Genomic DNA, 22162 nt, shown 5'->3' on the forward strand with positions numbered 1-22162 from the left:
AATCAGGTCTTAGCTCCACATTCCCGCAAGTTAGTTAGAGTATTTGGGAGAGCATTACTGCATTTAAGTCTCTACCAACGTGGTTATTTTCGCCTGCGTCTTTTCTATGCGGGTAGTGAGATTTACATTTCACGGTACCGAGCGAGGGGAGATTACAGGCTACGAGAACGCCGCTTGGTAACAATTTTTCTCCGGTTGTCATATTGTTATAAGAGTGAGTGAGATTCAACCCGGTTTGATACCCCCGCCAACCCCGAAAGATACGCAATTCCCCGCGCCTGCGCCTATACAGTCGCATGGTCCGGCGCGGATTATCGCTATGTGTAATCAAAAAGGTGGAGTGGGTAAGACTACAACCACCATTAACTTGGCGGCTGCCCTCGCTGAATATGGGCGGCGGGTGTTGATTGTAGATTTCGATCCCCAAGGCGCGGCCACAGCCGGTTTGGGGGTAAACGGCAACGACCTCGATGCCACCATCTACAATGTGCTTTTAGATAGAAACGTAACCATAGATCAGGTTATCTGTCCCACGTCGATTCCCGGTATGGACTTAGCTCCCGCCAATATAGATTTATCGGCAGCTGAGATTCAAATGGTGAACGAGGTTGCCCGGGAAATGGCACTCGCGCGCGCTCTCCATACGGTCAGTGAAAAATACGATGTGATTTTGATTGACTGTCAGCCCTCCCTGGGGCTATTGACCGTTAATGCTCTGACCGCTGCCCACGGGGTAATGATTCCCATGGAAACCGAATTTTTCGCCCTGCGCGGGGTAGCGCTACTGGTAGAAACGATTGAAAAAGTGCGTGACCGGCTTAACCCGAAACTTAAAATTGATGGGATTTTAGCCACCATGGTCGATACCCGCACCCTACATTCACGCGAAGTAATGGAACGCCTACAAGAAGCATTCGGTGACCTGGTCTATCAAACCGTTATTCGCCGCACGATAAAGTTCCCAGATGCCTCGGTGGCGACTGAACCGATTACTACTTTTGCCCCCTCACACGCGGGAGCTGCCGCCTATCGTCAGCTAGCGCGCGAGGTTATTGCTCGTGGTGACGCGGCCTAAAGAGCCTATTTCACTATGACTGAACAGGCTAGCGTCACTCCCGCAGGAAATGCTCTAGCTGCGTCCTCGGTACCAGATTCCTCGGTAATCGATTCCCCCAAAGTTCCCCGGTTCGAGCTGGATTTAGAGGTTTTTTCCGGACCTTTAGATTTACTGCTGACCCTGATTATTAAAAATAAGCTGGATATTACCGAGGTAGCGATAGCGCAGGTAACCGATGAGTTTATTGCCTATATGCAAGCATTTCCGGATTTATCGCAAGCCTCCCAGTTCCTAGAAATTGCGGCAACTTTGCTCAACATCAAGGCCAGCCAGTTGCTACCCGGAGAAGAAGCCGAAGAACTCGATCCTGAATATCTTGAGGCACGTGACCTACTATTTTCGCGATTATTGCAATATCGAGCCTATAAAGAAGTTGCCGACTACTTTGGTGAACGCATTGGAGAAAGCAGAGCCTACTATCCTAGAGAAGTCCCGTTACCGGAAAAGTTCGCGCGCCTTTTGCCACCCCTGCGCATTAGTTTCACCCCCGAAGATTTAGCCCGCGCCGCCGCTGAAGCCTTCACCCGCCGTCCTCCTGAAGTATCCCTGTCCCATCTGCACTTGCCCCAGGCTTCCCTGGCGGAACAAGCCCAAATTTTGGTGAAAGAACTCTCTATGGCAGGTAAAGCTAGTTTTAAAGAGCTCACCCGCTCCGCGAAGAACCCGACCGAAATGGTGACCAGATTCTTGGCCTTATTGGAGCTTTACCGACACCGCTGCGTGGATTTAAGTCAAGAAAAAGCTCTCGGAGAGCTCTATATAACTTTGGAAACTGACCAAATTCCGGATTTTACGAACCTTAGTTTCGATGATTATGGAGCGGTAAATGACAATAAACCATGATGAACAGCTGCTTGCCGCCCTGGAAGCAATTTTGATTATTTCCGCTGAGCCAGTCAGTTTAGAGCGCCTGTGCGAGGCCGTTTCGGCTAGCCCAGAGCAGGTACAGGACGCTTTGAACTATTTATCTGCGGAGTATTCAGGGCAGACGGGACGCGCTCGCGGATTCGTTCTACGTAACGTGGGGGGAGGCTGGCGAATATATTCGGCGGCTGCGCAAGAAGAGATTATTTCCGGATTTTTAATTCAGGGAGGAACCTCCAAACTATCTGGTCCGGCATTAGAAACCTTGGCGGTGATTGCCTACCGGCAGCCGGTTTCGCGTTCCGTAATTGCCGGTATTAGGGGAGTGAACGTAGATGGGGTGGTACGGACTTTGCTTGCCCATGACTTGATTCAGGAAGTAGATAGGGTGCCTTCAGGGGCGGTGCTGTATGGCACTACTGTTACTTTCTTAGAGCGAATGGGTCTTACCAGCCTCGAGCAGTTACCTCCTTTGGCTCCGCACCTGCCCGCGAGGGAAGAATTAGACGAATTAGAGGCGCGACTAAAAGATTAATTTGGCTCCGCGATAGGATAAGGGCAGTTTAGGAAAATATAGGAGAAATTAATTGAGCGATCTGAACTCGTATCAGAAAAGTGATGAGGGCGTTGACCGCTTAGGACGTCCTATTGGGGATATCCCATTGGCTCCGGCTCGACGGTCGCTCCCGGCGGAGAAAACCTCGCCGCTAAAACCCGCGCAAGTACAGGGGGCTCCCAAAAAAGAGCGGCTTCAGAAGGTTTTGGCTGCTGCCGGGGTAGCATCTCGGCGCGCCTGTGAGAAATTGATTGTTAGCGGGCGGGTAAAAGTAAACGGCAAAGTGGTGCGCGAACTTGGTTCTAAAGTGAATCCAGAACAGGTAATGATTCACGTAGATGGACAACCGGTGCTTATTGATGATTCCCGCCTAACCATCGCCCTAAATAAACCTACCGGGGTGGAATCGTCCCTGCGGGGTGACCCCCACGACCTTACCCGTTTTTTGTCTGATTACCGGGTACGGCTGTTTCATGTGGGGCGTTTAGACATAGACACCTCTGGATTATTGCTGCTCACCAATGATGGTGAGCTTGCGAACCGGCTAACCCATCCTTCCTGGGAAGTGCCGAAAACCTATTTAGCTACCGTGAAAGGTAAGTTTACCGGGAAAAGTGCGCAAAAACTGCGTGAGGGAATCATGCTGGAGGACGGGTTTGCCAGAGCCGATAGGGTAACTATCAAAGGATCTCACGGAGGTTTAACTCTAGTTGAGCTACAAGTACATCTAGGTCGTAACCGGATTGTTCGCAGAATGCTTGACAGTGTAGGCGCGCCGGTAATGGAACTATCTCGGATAGGTCATGGAACAGTTAAACTGGGGAATCTACCGCTGGGAGCAACCCGCACACTTTCAAAACCCGAGTTAAGTGTGCTAATGAAAAGCGTAGACCTTTAAGCTGTAAGCTATGGAGAACCTGAAAACAAACCTTGCTAACTCGCAGGTGGGAACTACCGGACCGGTATTGATTATTGGGGTCGGTTTGCTGGGAGCTTCCCTGGGAATGCGGCTTAGTAAACTGGGAGTGAAGGTCTTTTTACGAGATATTTCTCCGGTGGTTACCGCTTTGGCTTGCGATATGGGCGCTGGTATTCAATGGGACGAAAACTGCCCATCACCTGCCCTGGTGGTGGTAGCTACCCCGCCTGATGTGGCAGCTAGACAGGTAATATCGGCGTTAAAGGAGTTTCCCGAATCGCTGGTGACCGATGTTGCTTCGGTAAAAGCCGTGATTCTAACGGAAATTAAAGAGGCGCGGGCGGATATTTCCCGTTACGTGGGCTCGCATCCAATGGCGGGGAGGGAACGTTCTGGCACTGCCTTTGCCCGCGAAGATTTATTTGAATCGCGTCCTTGGGTGGTAGTGCCCAGCGAACACACCAGCGCTGAGGCGGTGCTGGCGATGCGTACTTTGGCCTTGGATGTAGGTTCTATGCCGCTACAGTTAGATGCGGAAACTCATGATCAATCTGTGGCTTTAGTTTCCCATGTTCCACAACTGGTTTCTTCCCTGTTGGCAGCGCAACTGGCGAAAGCTCCGCTAGAGTCTTTAGGGCTTTCAGGACAGGGTTTGCGCGATACTACCCGGATTGCTTCTTCCGATCCGGCGCTCTGGGCAGCTATTATTGCCGGTAACGGCGAGCACGTGGCGAAAGTTTTACGTTGTTTTGCCGATGATATGCAGCAAGTATTGCACGCCCTCGAACATCCGGGAGCTGCATTTCCTTCCCCGAGCTTGGTGGGAGCGGTAACTTTAGCTATGCGGCAAGGAAACTTGGGGGTAGCGCGGATTCCGGGTAAACATGGGGGAGCGCCGCGGCGTTACCAGGAAGTAATGGTTAAAGTTCCCGATATAGCTGGGAGTTTGGCGCGACTTTTTCAAGCTGTGGGCGATACCGGTATCAATATCGAGGATCTGGAACTGGAACATTCTCCGGGGGCTGCCTTTGGGGTGGCACGCCTGGCTATAGAACCTAACGCCGCAAATTTACTGGCAGAAAAACTGGCGGTTAAAGGCTGGGAAATAGTGTCTTTTTAGAATGGAGCCCACCGGTAATCTCCAATAAACTGTAACAAAAGGCGAAGATAGCTTATTATCAAAAGGTATCTGATATATTTAGGCATCTTGCTAAAGATGGTTTCAGAAGGGTTGTAACGCTATGTCAGGTGACGGTTCACAATATGTTAGCCAGCAGATTCTCGGCGCTGGCTTGGTAATTGCCATTGATGGGCCTAGTGGTGCAGGCAAGTCTACAATTGCGCGCCTATCGGCTGCAGAGCTAGGTACGCGCTTTTTGGATACTGGTGCGATGTATCGCGCTTTGACCTGGTATGCGCTACAGCAGGGAACCGACCTTAACGACCCGGCAGCTCTTGCGATGCTAGCTGCAAGTATTCCCCTGCAGGTAGAGGACGTTCCGCACGCTCCTCGCGTCCTCATTAATGGAAGGGATGTAACCGCTTTGCTGCGCAGCGAGCAAGTTACCAATATGGTCAGCCGGGTGAGCGCAGTGCCAGGCGTTCGACAACAAATGATTGCTCGACAACGTCAGCTAATAAAAGCTGCTCAAGAATCTGGACGGGGGATTGTTGCCGAAGGTCGTGACATCACTACTGTGGTTGCCCCAGATGCGGACGTAAAGATTCTGCTTACTGCCTCTGAACAGGTACGCCAGCAGCGTCGTCAGGGTCAATTAGGTGTGGGAACAGACGCGGTAAGCGCTCGTGACCTGGCTGACTCACAGGTAAATAATTTCACTACGCCTGCTCCCGGAGTTGAGCTGCTGGATTCTTCTGACTTAAGCGAAGAGGAAACCCTAGAAGCCGTGGTTGCCATTGTGGGGCGGGTTTTCAAGGCGCGCCACGCCTAGAGTTTCGCCAAACTGTCCCGTCCTCGCCTAGACTTTAGAACGTGAGTCAAGACCAAATCCCTGTGTATTCTTCAAAGCTACTTAGTCAGATTGAGCTACAAGAAAATGACCTTGAGTTGCTGGAAAACGGTGGCGAAGAGGACGAAAAGCAAGATTTAGCTGCATTACCGGTAGTTGCGGTTATCGGTCGCCCTAATGTGGGGAAATCTACCCTGGTAAATAGGATTTTGGGGCGGCGCGCTGCCGTGGTGCAAGACAAACCAGGGGTCACCAGAGACCGGGTTCGTTACCAGGCGCAGTGGGCGGGGAAAGATTTCCTGCTTATGGATACTGGCGGTTGCGCACTGGGGGTTCGAGGTCTTGACCAAATGGTGGCGGCGCAAGCCGAGGTTTCTTTGCAGTATGCCGATGCGGTTTTGTTTGTCACCGATGCCCAGGTGGGAGCGACCGAAACCGATATGCAGATTGCGCGGATACTGCAAAAATGCGGTAGACCGGTTATTTTGGTTGCTAATAAAGTGGATTCAGATCGCTTAGAAGCTGACGCTATGGCTCTGTGGTCGCTTGGTTTGGGTGAGCCTTTCCCGCTTTCAGCGCTACACGGTCTGGGCAGTGGCGATTTACTGGATAAACTGGTAGCTGTTTTTCCAGAAAAATCCCATTTAGCGCCGGTTTTAGTTGAAGGCAGCCCCGGGAGGGTAGCTTTGGTGGGTCGCCCCAATGTGGGGAAGTCCTCGCTGCTTAATGCCTTAGCTGGCTCGCAGCGGGTGGTGGTAAACGAATTGGCTGGCACTACCCGGGACCCCGTGGATGAGGTTATCGAGATTGCGGGGGTTCCGTGGACTTTTGTAGATACGGCCGGGATTCGCCGTCGGATGCATAAAAGCCGGGGTGCTGATTTTTATGCTTCCTTACGGACTCAGACAGCGATTGAGGAATCCGATATAGCAATGGTGCTGCTAGATGCTTCCCAGGAGCTAGCTAGTGCCGATATTAGAATCATTGAGCAAGTAATTTCTGCGGGGCGAGCCTTGGTGTTGGTCAATAATAAATGGGATTTGCTTGACGAGGAGAGGCGGCGCGATTTAGAACGCGAATGGGAACTGCAATTATCCCATGTTGATTGGGCTCCGCGGGTTAATCTTTCGGCCAAGACCGCTTGGCATACTAACCGGATTCAAGGGGTCTTAACGCAAGCACTTGCGGGCTGGAAAACCCGGATTTCTACCAGTGAGTTAAATACCTTTCTCGGTCGTCTCGTTGCCGAGCATCCTCACCCGGTTCGGGGTGGAAAACAGCCACGGATTATGTTTGCGACTCAGGTTAGCGCTGCTCCGCCCCGTTTCGTGTTCTTTACTACCGGTTTCCTAGAGCCGTCCTATCGACGTTTCTTAGAAAACCGTCTGCGCGAACAGTTTGGTTTTGTCGGTAGCCCCATTCAAATATCGGTGCGGGTACGCGAACGCCGCAAACGTTCCTAACCGATTTACCTACCCCCGAGTTCTCGTCCTCTCTGCGTAGCTAAAATTGCTGAACCGGGGGAACCTAGGTTTAGTGAGGATTCTCATAGGGGAAGTTTTTAGAGGTTAGAAGCAAGAATCCAGGTATAAAAAATGCCCTTTAGCTTGAGTAGAACCCCGAAAATAGTAGCCAAAATAGCTGGCAGGGTGGAATCTGCCCCATAAGTACCTCGAGTGGGACTCGAACCCACATGTCCGGTGAAGGACGGCGGATTTTGAATCCGCTGCGTCTACCAATTCCGCCATCGAGGCTTTTTCTTTAGCGCTTCAACGAGCGCACCATTTCAGTCTAATATAGATATGTGGCAACTTTGAAATCTAATGCTAAAAAAAATAATCTCCCCGGCAGAAAAGTACTGGTCGCCGAGGATGAAACCCTGATTCGACTCGATATTGTGGAAACTCTCACGGAAGCCGGCTACGAAGTTGTAGCCGAGGCAGCAGACGGAGAATCCGCCTACCAATCAGCCCTCGAACATCAGCCTGACCTGTGTGTTATGGATGTAAAAATGCCTAAAATGGACGGGATTAGTGCCGCCGAAAAAATAATGAAGGAAGTTTCCTGCGCTGTAGTGATGCTTACCGCATTTTCACAAAAAGAGTTAGTGGAACGCGCTCGAGACGCGGGAGCTATGGCATATGTGGTGAAACCATTTACTCCCGCCGAGTTATTACCAGCGCTAGAAATCGCCCTTTCCCGGCACGCCGAAATCCAATCATTAGAGAATGAAGTAGCTGACCTGCAAGACCGTTTTGAGACTCGCAAAGTGGTAGACAGAGCTAAAGGTCTACTCATGGAGAACATGGAGATGAGCGAACCGGAAGCTTTCCGCTGGATTCAAACCACCTCTATGAATCGCAGACTAACCATGCGCGAGGTTGCCGAAGCTGTTATCGAACAAATCGGTTAAGCAGCGCAATAACCATCCGGCACAGCGCTGCCGGTACAACCCAGGCGTGTTTTCTCTAGGATAGTCCCTAGGAGGATTAGATGGTTGAGAAGAAAACCCTACTTGTAATTGACGGTCATTCAGCGGCGTTTCGCGCGTTTTATGCCCTAAATCCGGAAGCATTTTGCACCAGCGATGGTCAATATACCAACGCGGTTTACGGGTTTTTACGGATGCTAGTAAAAATGTTGCAAGATGAACAGCCCGATTATTTAGCGGTGGCATTTGATGTTTCTCGCCATTCTTTCCGCACCGATGAATACCCCGAGTACAAGGCCGGTCGTAAACCCACTCCGCCCGAGTTTAAGGGACAAATAGAGCTAATTAAAGAAGCGCTCGCTCACCTGGGGGTCACTACTTTAGAGCAAGAAAATATCGAGGCTGACGATATTTTAGCTACCTTAGCTACGCAGGGCAGTGAACAGGGACTTCAGGTGCTGGTAGCCAGCGGAGACCGCGACACTTTCCAATTATCGAATGAATCTGTCACCGTACTGTATCCCTCCCGCTCAATTACCGACTTAAAACGAATGACCCCGCAGGCTATTGCCGAAAAATATGGGGTTCCCCCTCATCGTTACCCAGAGATTGCTGCTTTAGTTGGTGAAAAAGCAGATAACCTGCCCGGAGTACCGGGAGTAGGAGAGAAAACCGCTGCCGCCTGGATAAATAAGTATGACGGGCTGGCTGGGGTTCTCGCCCACGCCGCCGATATTGGCGGTAAGCGGGGCGAAGATTTACGTTCCCATATCGAGGACGTGAAAAGGAACCGGAAACTAAACGCCCTTCTAACTGACCTGGACTTAGGGATAAATGTCGGAGAGCTTACCTTCGGGAAAGCAAATGCCGATTCACTGGCAAAACTGCTAGATAAACTGGAAATCGGGCAAACTCTGCGAGCTGCTTTAGCCAGCGTTCCCGCTTTTGAACTGGGGCAAGAAACGCCCAGCGCTCGGGAAGAAGTTAAGATTCTTGCCGAACAAGACATCCCTAAATGGATTCGCGCCCTTTCAAAACCGGTAGGCGTAATCGTAGAGGGAGAGACCACTCCGGGATTAGGGGATGCTACTAGGGTGCTTTTAGCTAGCGAGAACCAGGTGGCTAACATTGATTTGATTGCAGCCCCACCGGACTTGGTGTCAGCTCTTAAAGACTTCCTAGCTAGAACCGATAACACTATCTTCCATAACTGGAAAGCTGCCTGGCACGCCTTAAAAGGCGGGGGAATCAAAGTAGAAATGCCCGGATGGGATACCGAAATAGGGGGTTATCTACTAGACCCATCGGCGCGTTCTTATGAGGTGGAAGTGCTAAGCGAAAAGCTCTTAGGCTATTCACTTTCCCCCGAAAATAACGAGGATAGCGGGCAAGCAACCCTGGATTTATCTGGTACTTCAGATACTAAAATTGCGCAGATGGCGGCGGCGCTGCCGCAAATCGCTCAGGCTGAAAAGAAAGCATTATCCTCCAGCAGAGCCGAGCATTTATGGTTGCAGCTGGAACGCCCTATTTCTAGGATTCTCGCCCGGATGGAAGATACCGGAATCGCAGTATCAGACCAGGTGCTAGGAGACCTCGAAAACGATTTAAGGAAGCAAACCGAGGATGCAAAACAGCAGGCGCGCGCTCAGGTCTGTCGTCCTGATTTAAATCTTTCTAGTCCTAAACAGCTGCAAGAAGTGTTATTCGAGCAGCTTCAGATGCCAAAAACCAAGAAAACCCGCACCGGTTACACCACTAATGCCGATGCTTTAGAGTGGCTGTTTGGCAAAACTCAGCATCCATTTTTGCAGTATTTGCTGGCTCATCGCGATTCCATTAAGCTCTTACAAACCGTGCAAGGGCTACAAAAAGCAGTTCACCCTGATGGCAGGATTCACACCTCATTTAAGCAGACAGTGACCGCAACCGGGCGGCTTTCTTCGGCAGAACCGAATTTGCAAAACATTCCAGTTCGCTCGGTTAATGGACAACGAATTCGGGAGGCGTTCATTTTTGGGGACGGGTTTGAAAACCTGATGAGCGTGGATTATTCCCAGATTGAAATGCGGGTAATGGCGCATATGTCAGGCGACAAAGATTTAATCGCGGCTATCAAGACCGGAGAAGATTTACACCGCACGATGGCGGCCATGATTTTTGATATTAGCCCCGAAGACGTCTCTGAACAGATGAGGTCAAAGGTTAAAGCTACCTCTTACGGGCTTGCCTATGGGCTTTCTGCCTACGGTTTGGCTAGCCAACTGCGTATTGCGCAAAAGGAAGCCGAAAAGTTGATGGATCAGTATTTTCAACGTTTCGGGAAAGTACGTAGTTATTTACATCAGATTGTTGAACGTGCCCGAAAAGTTGGCTACACCGAAACCATGCAGGGCAGACGGCGCGCCCTCCCGGATCTGAAGAGCTCCAACCACAATTTACGGCGAATGGCGGAGCGGGCGGCTCTTAATGCTCCGATTCAGGGCAGCGCTGCAGATTTAATGAAACAGGCAATGATTCGGGTAGATGAACAGCTTCAGGCGCAAGGGCTATCTTCCAGGGTGTTGTTGCAGATTCATGACGAATTGATTCTTGAGGTAGCGCCGGGAGAGGAAAACCAGCTGCGCTGCCTGGTAGAGGATGCGATGTGTAATGCGGCTAGCTTAGAAGTTCCTTTGTCGGTGGGAATCGGAGTAGGTAGCAATTGGCGAAGCGCTGCCCACTAGAGGAAAGTTGTATCTAACTAGGTGCCAAGACGGGGGCTGTTCGTCCTGAAAAAGGCTGTGGAATCGGATACATTTTAGGGAAATAACCCGACAGGGGCTTTTTGAGTTGGAGATTCAACGGTTTTTGCTGATAGGCTCTTTAAGGTTTCTTGAAAGAGAAGCCAAAATTGTCCATATTGTCTATTAAGTCCGTTTTGGAGAAATTATCTCTATGACCACCTCTACTGAGCAGCTGGATCAAGTTGCCGTAAACGATATCGGTTCGCAAGAAGAACTACTAGCTGCAATCGATAAAACTATTAAGTACTTTGGTGATGGCGACATCGTTACCGGTACTGTTGTCCGTGTTGATCGTGATGAGGTCCTCCTCGATATTGGTTACAAAACCGAGGGCGTAATCCTTTCACGCGAACTGTCTATTAAACATGACGTTAGCCCCGAGGACGTTGTCCAGGTGGGTGACGAAATTGAAGCCCTAGTCTTGCAGAAAGAGGACAAAGAAGGTCGTCTGCTGCTGTCGAAGAAGCGCGCTCAATACGAACGTGCATGGGGCGACGTCCAGAAGATTAAGGAAGCTGACGGCGTAGTCACCGGTACGGTGATTGAGGTGGTCAAGGGCGGTCTTATCTTGGATATCGGCTTGCGTGGCTTCCTACCGGCTTCCCTAGTTGAAATGCGTCGGGTACGCGACCTCGCTCCCTATATTGGGCGGGAACTAGATGCCAAGATTATTGAACTGGATGAGAACCGTAACAATGTGGTTCTTTCCCGTCGTTCCTGGCTAGAGCAGACTCAAGCCGAAGTACGCACCCAGTTCCTGGATACCTTGCAAAAGGGACAGATTCGTTCCGGCGTGGTTTCTTCTATCGTAAACTTTGGTGCTTTCGTAGATTTGGGCGGAGTGGACGGTCTGGTTCACGTATCCGAGCTTTCTTGGAAGCATATTGACCACCCCTCCGAGGTAGTCGAAGTTGGTCAGGAAGTTTCGGTCGAGGTTCTGGATGTGGATATGGATCGCGAACGGGTTTCGCTGTCCTTGAAAGCCACCCAGGAAGATCCTTGGCAGACTTTTGCCCGCACTCACGCTATCGGTCAGGTCGTTCCTGGCAAGGTCACCAAGCTGGTTCCTTTCGGTGCGTTTATTAGGGTCGAGGACGGCATTGAGGGTCTGGTACATATCTCCGAGCTGGCACAGCGTCACGTAGAAGTACCGGAGCAGGTTGTTAAGGTTGGCGAAGAGGTCTTTGTCAAAGTTATTGATATTGACTTGGATCGTCGCCGGATTTCCCTGTCTCTCAAGCAGGCTAACGAGGGTGTTGATCCGAGCAATACCGAGTTCGATCCTTCACTGTACGGCATGACCGCTGAATACGATGAAGAGGGCAACTACAAGTACCCCGAGGGCTTCGATCCGGAAACTAACGAATGGATGGAAGGCTACGAGGCACAACGGGAAGCTTGGGAAGAGGAATACTCTCAGGCTGAGGCACGTTGGAAGGCTCACAAGGAGCAGGTAGCTAAGGCTCTGGAAGCTGATAGTGAAGCAGCTGCGGTTCGCCCTGATCCGGCGGAAAACGCCAGCTACTCTACCGAGACTGAAGATTCTGAAAGCGTTCTAGCTTCAGATGAAGCTCTCGCAGCTCTACGGGAGAAGCTAACCGGCGAATAAACCTTTTAATACTGTTTATGTATTAAATAGTGGTTTAACTTTGAAATTTGGGCTGTCGGAGTCAAAGATTTGACTCCGACAGCCCATTTTTCTTTGTATTTTCGGTTTTGCTTGGGATAGCTACCTGGATAGGCTGGCAGGGTGAGTGAACTATTGATTTACCGCAATCCCGATAGGGGAGCGCGCTGGGCAGCTGCTTGCCCCACTAATGCTTTATCGGCGGCGGTAACTGGCGGTATTGGCTCTGGTAAATCTACTACGGTACAAACGCTTAAAGCCTTGGGGGCAAAGACCTGTAGCGCCGATGAATTCGCAGGTCAAGCCTTGGTAGATTTAGCCCCCGATATTGCCCGTGCTTTTAACCATCCCGAGTGGGAAAACGGAGTAAACCGCGGCGAGCTCGCGACCATAGTGTTTAATAATCCCGAATCCCGTCACCTACTGGAATCAATAACGCACCCCTATATTTCGTTTTTATCTGACCGGTTTTTTGCTTCGCTAAACTCTGACGATATTGGGGTCTACGATATTCCACTGTTGGTCGAAAATCCCGCCGCTCACGCTTTTGACCTGGTGGTGACGGTTACTGCCCCGATAGAGCAACGATACCGGCGGCTATATCAGCGAAGCGGTCTTGAACGCCAGCAAGTAGACGCCCGGATTGCGGCGCAATCCAGTGATGAAGAGCGACGCGCAATTGCTAATTATGAACTTGTAAATGACACTAGCTGTGAAGATTTGCGGCGCACTGTCGCCAGCGAGCTATGGCCGCAGCTGCGTCGCCTGGCCAATGGTGATAGCTAATAGAATCCCTATGAAATAACCGAAGTATCTCTGCCCTCATTTACGTTGGCACGGGCAGAGGTTTTTCCTCCGTAAGAGGTTAGGAGATTTATCTTTTAGGTTTCCCGTTAGCGGCAGATCGTAGGGCCAATAATTTTCCCGTATGCGCGGTTATTGGTTCAGGTTAGGGTGTACCGCTGGAACGCGTAGGCGACGCGGGCAAGGGTTTTATCCGAGCAGGCTAGGCGGGCGCAAAACTCGAAAAATATCTTTAGATTTTTTCGAGTTTTTGGGCAGGAGGAAAAACCCTTGCCCACGCCGGAACAAGTAACCGCGCGCGCCGATAAAAGTAACAGATAATACTCTGGGGCTAACTGGACGAGTACCCCTGGGGGACTGCTAGATTAGGCAGGTGATAACTTTGGAAAAATCTGCCGATTCAAACCTCCCCGAGCCTCGCGTCCTCGATACCGAAACCCCTAAAGAGGGCTCTACTTCCCCGGCGGGAAAGGCGGTTTTTGCTCGCAGCCCGCGCGGTCTTTTTGATATTTGCGTTATTTTCTTTGTGGCCTTCCTCCTGGTCGCAAATATTTGTGCCACCAAAGCTATCCAGATTGGTCCCATAGTTTTTGATGGGGGCGCTATTTTGTTCCCCCTAACCTATGTTTTAGGAGACGTGATTAGCGAGGTTTGGGGGCTAAAGGCTGCCAAGCGTGCTATCGTAATGGGCTTCGTGATTTCGGTAATGGCTTCCCTGACCTTTTGGGTGGTGGGAATGCTCCCCGCAGAAGCCTCCTACCAAAATAACGATGCATTCCAAAGCGTGCTTGGGTTCGTTCCCCGCATTGTGATTGCTTCCATGGCGGGTTATATGTTCGGTAACTGGCTTAACGCCTATGTATTGGTGAAGATTAAGCAACGTTGGGGGGAAAATAATCTCTGGGTTCGCCTGGTCACTTCTACTTTGGCAGGAGAGCTGGTTGATTCCATTATTTTTTGCACTATCGCCTTTGCGGGAATCATGAGTTTTTCCCAGTTAATGATTTATATTTTCCTGGGTGGCTACCTGTATAAGTGTGCAGTTGAAATCTTGTGTTTGCCACTAACCTATGCGGTGATTTCTAGGGTGAAAAAGCATGAAAGGTACGGTCTTGACGTTCACTAAAATAGCGGATTTGCCCAGCGGGAGAGGGCGCGCTGGCATTATTCACACTCCGCATGGAGATGTCCCAACCCCGGCTTTTATCCCGGTAGGCACGAAAGCCACTGTGAAAACGGTGTTGCCGGAAGCTATGAAGCAACTGGGGGCTTCAGCTCTCCTGGCTAACGCCTATCATCTGTATTTACAGCCCGGGCCTGAAATTGTTGACAAAGCCGGTGGATTAGCTCGTTTTATGAGCTGGGAAGGTCCAACTTTTACCGATTCGGGCGGATTCCAAGTGCTTTCCTTAGGATCGGGATATAAAAAAGTGTTGTCTGGAGAGTTTAGTGGTTCTGGACGCGCCGATCATACGGTGGCCGCTAAAAAGGAACGGCACGCTCTAGTTGATGATGATGGGGTTACTTTTCGTTCTCATCTAAATGGTGCCCTCCATCGCTTTACCCCAGAAAAATCTATGCAAATTCAGCACCATTTGGGTGCCGATATTATGATGGCCTTCGATGAACTCACGACCTTGCTAAATTCACGTGAATATCAGGTAGAGTCCTTGGAGCGTACCCGGCGTTGGGCCTCTCGCTGCCTAGCAGAACATGAGCGACTTACCGTTGAGCGCGCGGATAAGCCCTACCAGATGCTTTACGGCGTGATTCAAGGGGCGCAATATGAGGATTTACGGCGTAAAGCTGCCCGCGACCTATCGGTAATGGAAGTAGCGGGGCGTAGTTTTGATGGTTTCGGAATTGGGGGAGCCTTAGAGAAAGAGAATCTCGCCACCATAGTGAACTGGGTATGTGAAGAGCTACCAGAGGAAAAGCCGCGTCATCTGCTGGGCCTTAGCGAACCGGATGACATTTTTGCGGGGGTAGAAGCCGGAGCAGATACTTTCGATTGTGTAAATCCTTCCCGGATAGGACGTAACGGCGGGCTTTATGGGCGTTACGGTCGCTTTAATTTAACGCGTGCGGAGTTCAAGGATGATTTCAGTGCGCCGGTTAAGGATTGTAAGTGCTATACCTGCCAGAATTTCTCAATTGCTTATCTTCGGCATCTATTTAAAGCCAAAGAGTTACTAGGGTTTACGCTGGCTACTATCCATAACGAGTATTTCACGGTGCAACTGGTTCAAGGCATTAGGCAAGCAATTATTGAAGGTGACTATCTAGCCTATCGAGATAAAGTTTTGGGTGATTTTTATTGTGGCTCTCCGCTACGTTCACATAGTGGTTAGGGCTGTAAATAATGTTAGATAGCTATCGTTTAGTGAGTTAGGTGGCACTAAGCTTGTTAGCAGCTGTTTTCCCCTAATATAATTGGGACACCGGATTTAACAATCTTAAGTAAACTTTATGCGCGGTGATCCCGCCGGAGGAGTTAAATAAATAATGGCAACCCCAACAGAGGCGACAGCTAATGATGCCTGGCGCTCATTCAACAGTGGTAACTGGGATAAAGAAATCGATGTACGAGATTTTATCCAAAAGAACTACACTCCCTACGAGGGCGAGGCTTCATTTTTAAGTGGTCCGACCGAAAAAACTAAACAGGTCTGGCAGGCTCTAGAGGAAAATTATCTTTCGGTTGAACGCAAAAAACGGGTTTTCGATGTAGATACTGATACTCCGGCCGATATTGATGCTTTTGCTCCGGGACGGATTTGTGAAGAGGACGATGTAATCGTTGGTTTGCAAACCGATACTCCGTTAAAACGTGCCATGATGCCTAATGGTGGTTGGCGCATGGTGGAAACCGCTATTAAAGAGGCTGGTAAAGAGGTTAATCCCGAGGTTAAAAAGATTTTTACCCGCTACCGCAAAACCCATAATGATGCGGTATTCGATATTTACACTCCCCGAATCAGGGCAGCTCGGTCTTCCCATATTATTACTGGTCTTCCCGATGCTTATGGGCGGGGTCGAATTATTGGTGACTACCGCCGGGTTGCACTCTATGGCGTAGATAAATTAATCGAGTGGAAACAGGAAGCCAAAGACAAAGTAGCCGATAAGCCTTTCTCTGAGCATTGGGCACGTTACCGTGAGGAACACTCTGAGCAGATTAAGGCTCTTAAGAAGCTCAAGGCTATGGCGCAAAGCTATGGTTTTGATATTTCCCAGCCGGCAATGAACGCTAAAGAAGCAGTTCAATGGACTTATTTCGGTTACCTAGCTTCGGTTAAGAGCCAAGACGGGGCGGCCATGTCTATTGGTCGTTTGTCTGCGTTCTTTGATTGCTACTTTGAACGGGATTTCGCCGAGGGTACTTTAGACGAACAGGGCGCGCAGGAAATCATTGATGCTTTGGTGATTAAGCTGCGGATTGTACGCTTTTTGCGTACTGAAGCCTATGACCAGATTTTCTCGGGTGACCCTTACTGGGCTACCTGGTCTGATGCTGGTTTTGGTGAGGACGGGCGCACCCTCGTTACCAAGACTTCCTTCCGGCTTCTGCAGACGCTAATAAATCTGGGGCCGGCTCCAGAACCAAATATCACGATTTTCTGGTCCCCGCGCCTACCAGAGGGCTACAAGAAGTTCTGTGCCCATATTTCGATTCAAACTTCCTCAGTACAGTATGAAGCTGACGATCAGATTCGTGCGCAGTGGGGTGACGATGCCGCGATTGCTTGCTGTGTTTCCCCGATGCGGGTCGGTAAGCAAATGCAGTTCTTTGGCGCTCGGGTTAATGCCGCTAAAGCCTTGCTGTATGCGATAAATGGCGGCCGTGATGAGGTCACTGGTAAACAAATCGTTTCCGGTTACGAGGGCGTGCAAGGGGATGAGCCTCTCGACTTTGATGACGTGTGGGAACGCTATGAAAAAATGCTTGACTGGGTGGTCGGCACCTATGTAGAAGCTTTGAACATTATCCACTATTGCCATGACCGTTACGCCTACGAATCCATCGAGATGGCACTGCACGACAGTGAGATTGTGCGCACCATGGGCTGCGGAATCGCGGGACTGTCGATTGTAGCTGACTCCCTGTCTGCCATTAAATATGCAAAGGTTACCCCGGTACGCGATGAAACTGGTCTAGTTATTGATTACCAGACAGAGGGAGATTTCCCCTGCTACGGTAATGACGATGACCGGGTTGATGATATTGCGGCCACGATTGTTCACACCGTAATGTCCAAGATTAAAGAGATTAAACTCTATCGGGATGCTATTCCTACCCAATCGGTATTAACCATTACCTCTAATGTGGTTTACGGCAAGGCTACCGGGGCTTTCCCCTCCGGTCACGAGGCAGGGACTCCCTTTGCTCCCGGCGCTAATCCCGAGAACGGTTTGGATTCTCACGGAATGCTGGCTTCGATGCTTTCGGTAGGCAAGCTTGACTACCACGACGCATTGGACGGGATTTCCCTCACGAACACGATTGTTCCTTCCTCTTTGGGGCGTACCGAGGACGAACAGATTAAGAACCTGGTGGGGATTATGGATGCTGGTTTCATCCCTCAGGGGTGTGGCTGCTAGCACTATCTGGGCGCTACCTGCCAGGTTGTGCTGCACTGACCCTAATCTTTTATAAATAATCGAAGAATAAAGCAAGGAGATAATAATGAGTACTATGACTTTTGATCAACGTTTGGAATCCATGAAAGCCAGCCGGGAATCTCACGGCGGTGTTCAGGGACTATATCACGCGAATATCAATGTTCTTAACCGGGACACTTTGGAAGATGCGATGGAAAACCCGGAAAAATATCCTCAACTGACGGTTAGGGTTTCCGGATATGCGGTTAATTTCGTGAAGCTAACCCGCGAGCAGCAACTGGATGTTATTTCCCGTACATTCCATAACAAGCTGTAAGTTATTGCTTATAAATCATTTGGGCGGGTATCTTTGAGATAGCAAAGATACCCGCCCTTTTGATGTTGAGGTCTGCTGATGTTTAGGTTCTGCAGTATGCAGGGTGAACAATTTAGATAGGAAATAACCTTGGTATTAGATATGTCTAGCCTGGAAGAGGAGAGCAAGAACCCAAATAATACTGTCGAGGTTTCGGCAGCTGATGGGGTAAGCGGGGAGTATGCACCCCTGCCTTTAGAGGAATTGATTCCGCGCACTAGGCGGTGGGGGCTGGGGGCATTAGCTGAAGCCCCCGAGATGACTCATAGCGAACACAACGAGGCGGTGCGGGAAGGTACTTTAGCTTCGGTTCATTCTTGGGAACTGGTGACCGCTGTAGATGGCCCGGGTACCAGAATGACTTTGTTCTTGTCGGGATGCCCACTAAGGTGTCAATACTGTCATAATCCTGATACTTTTCAAATGCGTGACGGGCACGCGGTCACCATTGCTGATGTATTTAACCTGGTGAAACGCTATAGCAGTATTTTTCGGGTTACCGGAGGGGGGCTTACCATTTCCGGGGGAGAAGCCCTGATGCAGGCAAAGTTTGTGCGTAACCTGTTGCGAATGTGTCGGCGAGAGGGGATACATACCTGTCTGGATACTTCCGGATTCTTAGGGGCTAATTTGCCTGATGAGGATCTTCATAACCTTGATTTGGTGCTGCTGGATGTCAAGAGTGGGGATAGCGCCACCTACCGGCAGGTTACGGGACGCGATTTAGAACCTACCGTTGCTTTTGGGAACCGTCTAGCTGGGGCCCGTATCCCTGTCTGGGTGCGTTTTGTGCTGGTACCCGGTTTAACTGATGACCCTGATAATATCCGCCAGGTGGCTAGTATTGCCGGGCGTTGGCCTAACCTTGAACGTTTGGAAGTATTGCCATTTCATCAAATGGCGAGGGATAAATGGGAACATTTGGGGCTAAAGTATTCCCTAGAGGACACTCCGGTTCCCACTAAGGAACAGGTAGCGCAAGCGATAGAGATAATTAAATCTGCCGGGGTCGATAAAGTCTTTTCTGGCTAACAGATTTGATTGAGTTCTATCATAATCCCAGATAGCGCCAATCTTCACGGCTCATTTTCTCTAGGTCAAAGGCTTGCAAGAATTCCGAGGCGCTGCGCACCCTAAAAAACCCTAAAGAGGACGCAAGCAGCTCAAGTATGTCTGCTTTCTCTATTCCTTTTGCCTTTAACTGGGGTAGAGTGACTGCCCCGTCTCGTTTTGCCAGCCGCTGCCCCTCGCGATTTAACACTAGGGGAACGTGATAATACTGGGGAATTGTAGAACCTAATAGCTGGTGCAGATAGTTTTGCCGGGCGGTAGAGGGGATTAAATCTCGTCCTCTGCATACCTGAGTCACCCCCTGATAGGCATCATCTACCACACAAACCAGATTGTAGGAAAATACCCCATCCGAGCGGCGTAACACGAAGTCATCGATTGAGCCGTTTTGTAATCCATAAACCTTATCGGGAAAACTGGCGTTATCGAGGTTAGTTTTTAACCGATAGGCAGGGCCGCGTCGATACTTTTCCCACAGATAGTTTCGTTTTTGTTCTCGCTCTGGCTCGCTAAGTAAGCGACACCTGCCGCTATAGGCTCCGGGAGGGTGATGGGGGGCGGAAGCTAGCTGCGATAATTCCCGGCGGGAACAGTAACATTCATAAACCCTGCCTGCTGCTTTGAGCTGCTCAAATGCGTCCTCGTAACGGGAAAGGCAATCAGACTGCACCAAAGGTTCCCCGTCCCAGTCGATTCCTAACTCTTGTAAATCGGAAAGCTGCTCGGAGAGGAAATGGCTGCGACTGCGGTCGTCAAGATTCTCAAAACGCATTACAAAACGCCCGCCTGCCTGGCGCGCTATCGCCCAGGCAACCAGGGCAGTACGCAAATTTCCTAAATGGAGCCTCCCGGTGGGCGAGGGTGCGTAGCGACCTGTTTGCATAACTCACCCCCTAAAATGGTCGGTATGGGCAGGGTGTTTTAGGAAATCTGTCACCGAAAACTATCCGGCTGTACTCTAGTATTTTAACCGTTTTAGGGTGGCGGGTAGAATGGCTAACAGTTTATTCCTACAAGACGGAGGCAAATGTGGCGGCAGCAGATGGCGATAAAATCAGGGTGCAAATCGCAGGAGAAACTCAAGATATAGCTGCCACGACCACCGGGCTAGATTTGTGGGGCAAAGACCGCACTATCGTGGCTATGGTCGTTAATGGGCAGCCTTGGGATTTAGCCCGCACCTTGCCCGAGGGTGCCCAGGTAGAACCGATAACCGCTGATAGCCAGGCGGGGCTAGAAATTATTCGCCACTCAGCCACCCACGTTCTCGCCCAAGCAGTGCAACAGGTTTACCCCGATGCCAACCTGGGGGTTGGTCCCTATATTATCGACGGTTTCTATTACGATTTCGGCAATATCGATCCGGTTACCCCCGAGCTGTTAAAAGACCTGGAAAAACGGATGAAGAAAATCGTTAAAAGCGGGCAGCGTTTCGTGCGCCGGGAAGTAAGCGATGAGGAGGCAAGGGCAGAACTCGCTGATCAACCCTACAAGCTGGAACTGATTGACACTAAAGGGACTGCCTCTAGTGAAACTGACGGAGCAAATGTAGAAGTCGGAGCAGGTCAGCTTACTATTTATGACAATATAGACCGCAACGGGCAGTGCGCCTGGAAAGATTTATGTCGCGGGCCGCACGTTCCCAATACCCGCTATATTGGTAACGGTTTTGCGCTGATGAAATCCTCCGCGGCCTATTGGAAAGGTGACCAATCGGGCGACCATCTGCAACGTATCTACGGTACTGCCTGGGCTAGCAAAGATGATTTAGTAGCCTACCAGACCCGCCTAAAAGAGGCAGAACGGCGTGACCACCGCAAACTAGGGCGGGAACTCGACTTGTTCTCTTTCCCGGATGAAATTGGCTCCGGGCTGCCAGTATTCCACCCCAAGGGCGCTACGATTCGCATGGAGATGGAAAACTATTCCCGCAAACGCCATATCGAGGGCGGATATTCTTTCGTATCCACCCCCCATATAACTAAAGGGGAACTGTTCAAAAAGTCGGGACACCTGGATTGGTATGCCGAGGGAATGTATCCTCCGATGCACCTGGACGAAGAGCACGACCAGGAAGGAAACGTCACCAAGCAGGGGCAAGACTACTATCTAAAGCCTATGAACTGCCCGATGCACAACCTGATATTTGCTTCTAAAGGGCGTTCCTACCGGGAATTACCGCTGCGTCTATTCGAGTTCGGAACAGTTTACCGCTACGAAAAATCCGGAGTGGTACACGGTCTGACCAGGGCTCGCGGTTTCACTCAGGATGATTCCCACATTTACTGTACCCGGGAACAAATGAAAGGTGAGCTTACCAATCTTTTGACTTTCGTCCTTGACCTGTTAAAAGACTATGGTTTGAATGATTTTTATCTAGAGCTTTCCACCAAGAACCCGAAAAAGTTCGTGGGTGATGATGAGGTTTGGGAAGAAGCTACTAGAACCTTGGAACAGGTAGCGAGCGCCTCGGGACTAGATTTAGTACCGGATCCAGGTGGGGCTGCTTTTTATGGGCCTAAAATCTCGGTGCAGGCCAAAGACGCGATTGGGCGCACTTGGCAAATGTCTACTATCCAGTTGGACTTTAACCTGCCCGAACGTTTCGATTTAACCTACACGGCCGCCGATGGTTCCCATCAACGTCCAGTTATGATTCACCGCGCCCTATTTGGTTCTATTGAGCGTTTCTTCGGGGTGCTGCTAGAACACTATGCCGGGGCATTTCCCGCTTGGCTAGCACCTATCCAGGTGCGCTGCGTGCCAGTGGCGGAAGCCTTTAATGATTATCTGGAAGATGTTGCCTCCCAGCTGCGCGCTTTGGGAGTTAGAGCCGAGGTTGATACCTCTGATGATCGTTTCGGCAAGAAAATCCGTAACGCCTCGAAAGATAAAATCCCCTTTACCCTGATTGCTGGGGGCGAGGACGCAGAAGCGGGCGCGGTTTCGTTCCGTTATCGAGACGGTAGCCAAGAAAATGCGATACCGATTGCCCAGGCTATCACCAAGATTACCCAAGCGATTAAAGAGCGGAAATAG

General features: G+C 50.4%; 18 protein-coding genes and 1 tRNA gene. 17 read left to right on the top strand and 2 right to left on the bottom strand.

The window, feature by feature from the left end; all coding sequences use genetic code 11:
* The first annotated feature begins 208 nt into the window (after positions 1 to 208).
* From QZT94_RS07725 to der, 7 genes are all read left to right on the top strand, one after another.
* Positions 209 to 1075: a ParA family protein gene (locus QZT94_RS07725; RefSeq protein ID WP_296762208.1), complete on the top strand. Its 867-nt coding sequence runs from the start codon at positions 209 to 211 to the stop codon at positions 1073 to 1075.
* Between the two features lie 15 nt (positions 1076 to 1090).
* A complete protein-coding gene (locus tag QZT94_RS07730) occupies positions 1091 to 1960 on the top strand; it encodes a ScpA family protein (protein WP_296762168.1) in 870 nt (289 codons plus the stop codon).
* Complete coding sequence (locus tag QZT94_RS07735) at positions 1944 to 2516, top strand: SMC-Scp complex subunit ScpB (RefSeq protein WP_296762166.1); 573 nt, start codon at positions 1944 to 1946, stop codon at positions 2514 to 2516. Before QZT94_RS07730 ends, QZT94_RS07735 begins: the two co-directional genes overlap by 17 nt.
* Before the next feature lie 52 nt (positions 2517 to 2568).
* Positions 2569 to 3435, top strand: coding sequence for a pseudouridine synthase (locus QZT94_RS07740; RefSeq protein ID WP_296762164.1), 867 nt, complete (start codon positions 2569 to 2571; stop codon positions 3433 to 3435).
* Between the two features lie 10 nt (positions 3436 to 3445).
* Positions 3446 to 4576 (top strand): prephenate dehydrogenase, encoded by a 1131-nt coding sequence (locus QZT94_RS07745; RefSeq protein WP_296762162.1) that lies wholly within the window; start codon positions 3446 to 3448, stop codon positions 4574 to 4576.
* A 121-nt stretch (positions 4577 to 4697) separates the two neighbouring features.
* Positions 4698 to 5408 carry a (d)CMP kinase gene (gene cmk, locus QZT94_RS07750; protein ID WP_296762160.1) on the top strand — a complete coding sequence of 237 codons (711 nt, stop codon included), beginning with the start codon at positions 4698 to 4700 and terminating at the stop codon, positions 5406 to 5408.
* Between the two features lie 41 nt (positions 5409 to 5449).
* Positions 5450 to 6889 (top strand): ribosome biogenesis GTPase Der, encoded by a 1440-nt coding sequence (gene der, locus QZT94_RS07755; RefSeq protein WP_296773332.1) that lies wholly within the window; start codon positions 5450 to 5452, stop codon positions 6887 to 6889.
* Positions 6890 to 7094: 205 nt separating this feature from the next.
* Here the strand turns inward: der and QZT94_RS07760 are convergent.
* Positions 7095 to 7180, bottom strand: a tRNA-Leu gene (locus QZT94_RS07760).
* A gap of 50 nt (positions 7181 to 7230) precedes the next feature.
* Here QZT94_RS07760 and QZT94_RS07765 point away from each other — a divergent pair.
* The 9 genes from QZT94_RS07765 to pflA all read left to right on the top strand — a co-directional run bounded on the left by QZT94_RS07765 (position 7231) and on the right by pflA (position 19084).
* On the top strand, positions 7231 to 7839 hold the full coding sequence (locus QZT94_RS07765) for a response regulator (protein WP_270626816.1): 609 nt from the start codon (positions 7231 to 7233) through the stop codon (positions 7837 to 7839).
* Between the two features lie 80 nt (positions 7840 to 7919).
* Positions 7920 to 10583, top strand: a complete 2664-nt coding sequence (gene polA / locus QZT94_RS07770; RefSeq protein WP_296762155.1) for a DNA polymerase I — start codon at positions 7920 to 7922, stop codon at positions 10581 to 10583.
* Positions 10584 to 10794: 211 nt separating this feature from the next.
* Complete coding sequence (rpsA, locus tag QZT94_RS07775; RefSeq protein ID WP_270626813.1) at positions 10795 to 12252, top strand: 30S ribosomal protein S1; 1458 nt, start codon at positions 10795 to 10797, stop codon at positions 12250 to 12252.
* 141 nt (positions 12253 to 12393) lie between these two features.
* Entirely contained in the window at positions 12394 to 13056 is a 663-nt protein-coding gene (gene coaE, locus QZT94_RS07780; RefSeq protein ID WP_079985861.1) for a dephospho-CoA kinase, read from the top strand.
* Positions 13057 to 13582: 526 nt separating this feature from the next.
* On the top strand, positions 13583 to 14200 hold the full coding sequence (locus tag QZT94_RS07785; RefSeq protein ID WP_072509843.1) for a queuosine precursor transporter: 618 nt from the start codon (positions 13583 to 13585) through the stop codon (positions 14198 to 14200).
* A complete protein-coding gene (tgt, locus tag QZT94_RS07790; protein WP_296762284.1) occupies positions 14172 to 15425 on the top strand; it encodes a tRNA guanosine(34) transglycosylase Tgt in 1254 nt (417 codons plus the stop codon). Before QZT94_RS07785 ends, tgt begins: the two co-directional genes overlap by 29 nt.
* Positions 15426 to 15579: 154 nt before the next feature.
* Positions 15580 to 17676 (top strand): formate C-acetyltransferase, encoded by a 2097-nt coding sequence (pflB, locus tag QZT94_RS07795; RefSeq protein WP_296762286.1) that lies wholly within the window; start codon positions 15580 to 15582, stop codon positions 17674 to 17676.
* A gap of 85 nt (positions 17677 to 17761) precedes the next feature.
* A complete protein-coding gene (gene grcA2, locus QZT94_RS07800; protein WP_072509713.1) occupies positions 17762 to 18013 on the top strand; it encodes an autonomous glycyl radical cofactor GrcA2 in 252 nt (83 codons plus the stop codon).
* 129 nt (positions 18014 to 18142) lie between these two features.
* Positions 18143 to 19084 carry a pyruvate formate-lyase-activating protein gene (gene pflA, locus QZT94_RS07805; RefSeq protein ID WP_296762289.1) on the top strand — a complete coding sequence of 314 codons (942 nt, stop codon included), beginning with the start codon at positions 18143 to 18145 and terminating at the stop codon, positions 19082 to 19084.
* Positions 19085 to 19103: 19 nt separating this feature from the next.
* Here the strand turns inward: pflA and gluQRS are convergent, their stop codons facing one another.
* Positions 19104 to 20006: a tRNA glutamyl-Q(34) synthetase GluQRS gene (gene gluQRS, locus QZT94_RS07810; RefSeq protein WP_296762291.1), complete on the bottom strand. Its 903-nt coding sequence runs from the start codon at positions 20004 to 20006 to the stop codon at positions 19104 to 19106.
* A gap of 203 nt (positions 20007 to 20209) precedes the next feature.
* Between gluQRS and thrS the strand changes: the two genes are divergently transcribed.
* The gene (gene thrS / locus QZT94_RS07815; RefSeq protein ID WP_296762330.1) at positions 20210 to 22162 is read left to right on the top strand and encodes a threonine--tRNA ligase; all 1953 of its coding nucleotides are present in this window, start codon (positions 20210 to 20212) and stop codon (positions 22160 to 22162) included.

The sequence above is a fragment of the Varibaculum sp. genome, from assembly GCF_008661855.1.
GTDB classification, from domain to species: domain Bacteria; phylum Actinomycetota; class Actinomycetes; order Actinomycetales; family Actinomycetaceae; genus Varibaculum; species Varibaculum timonense_A.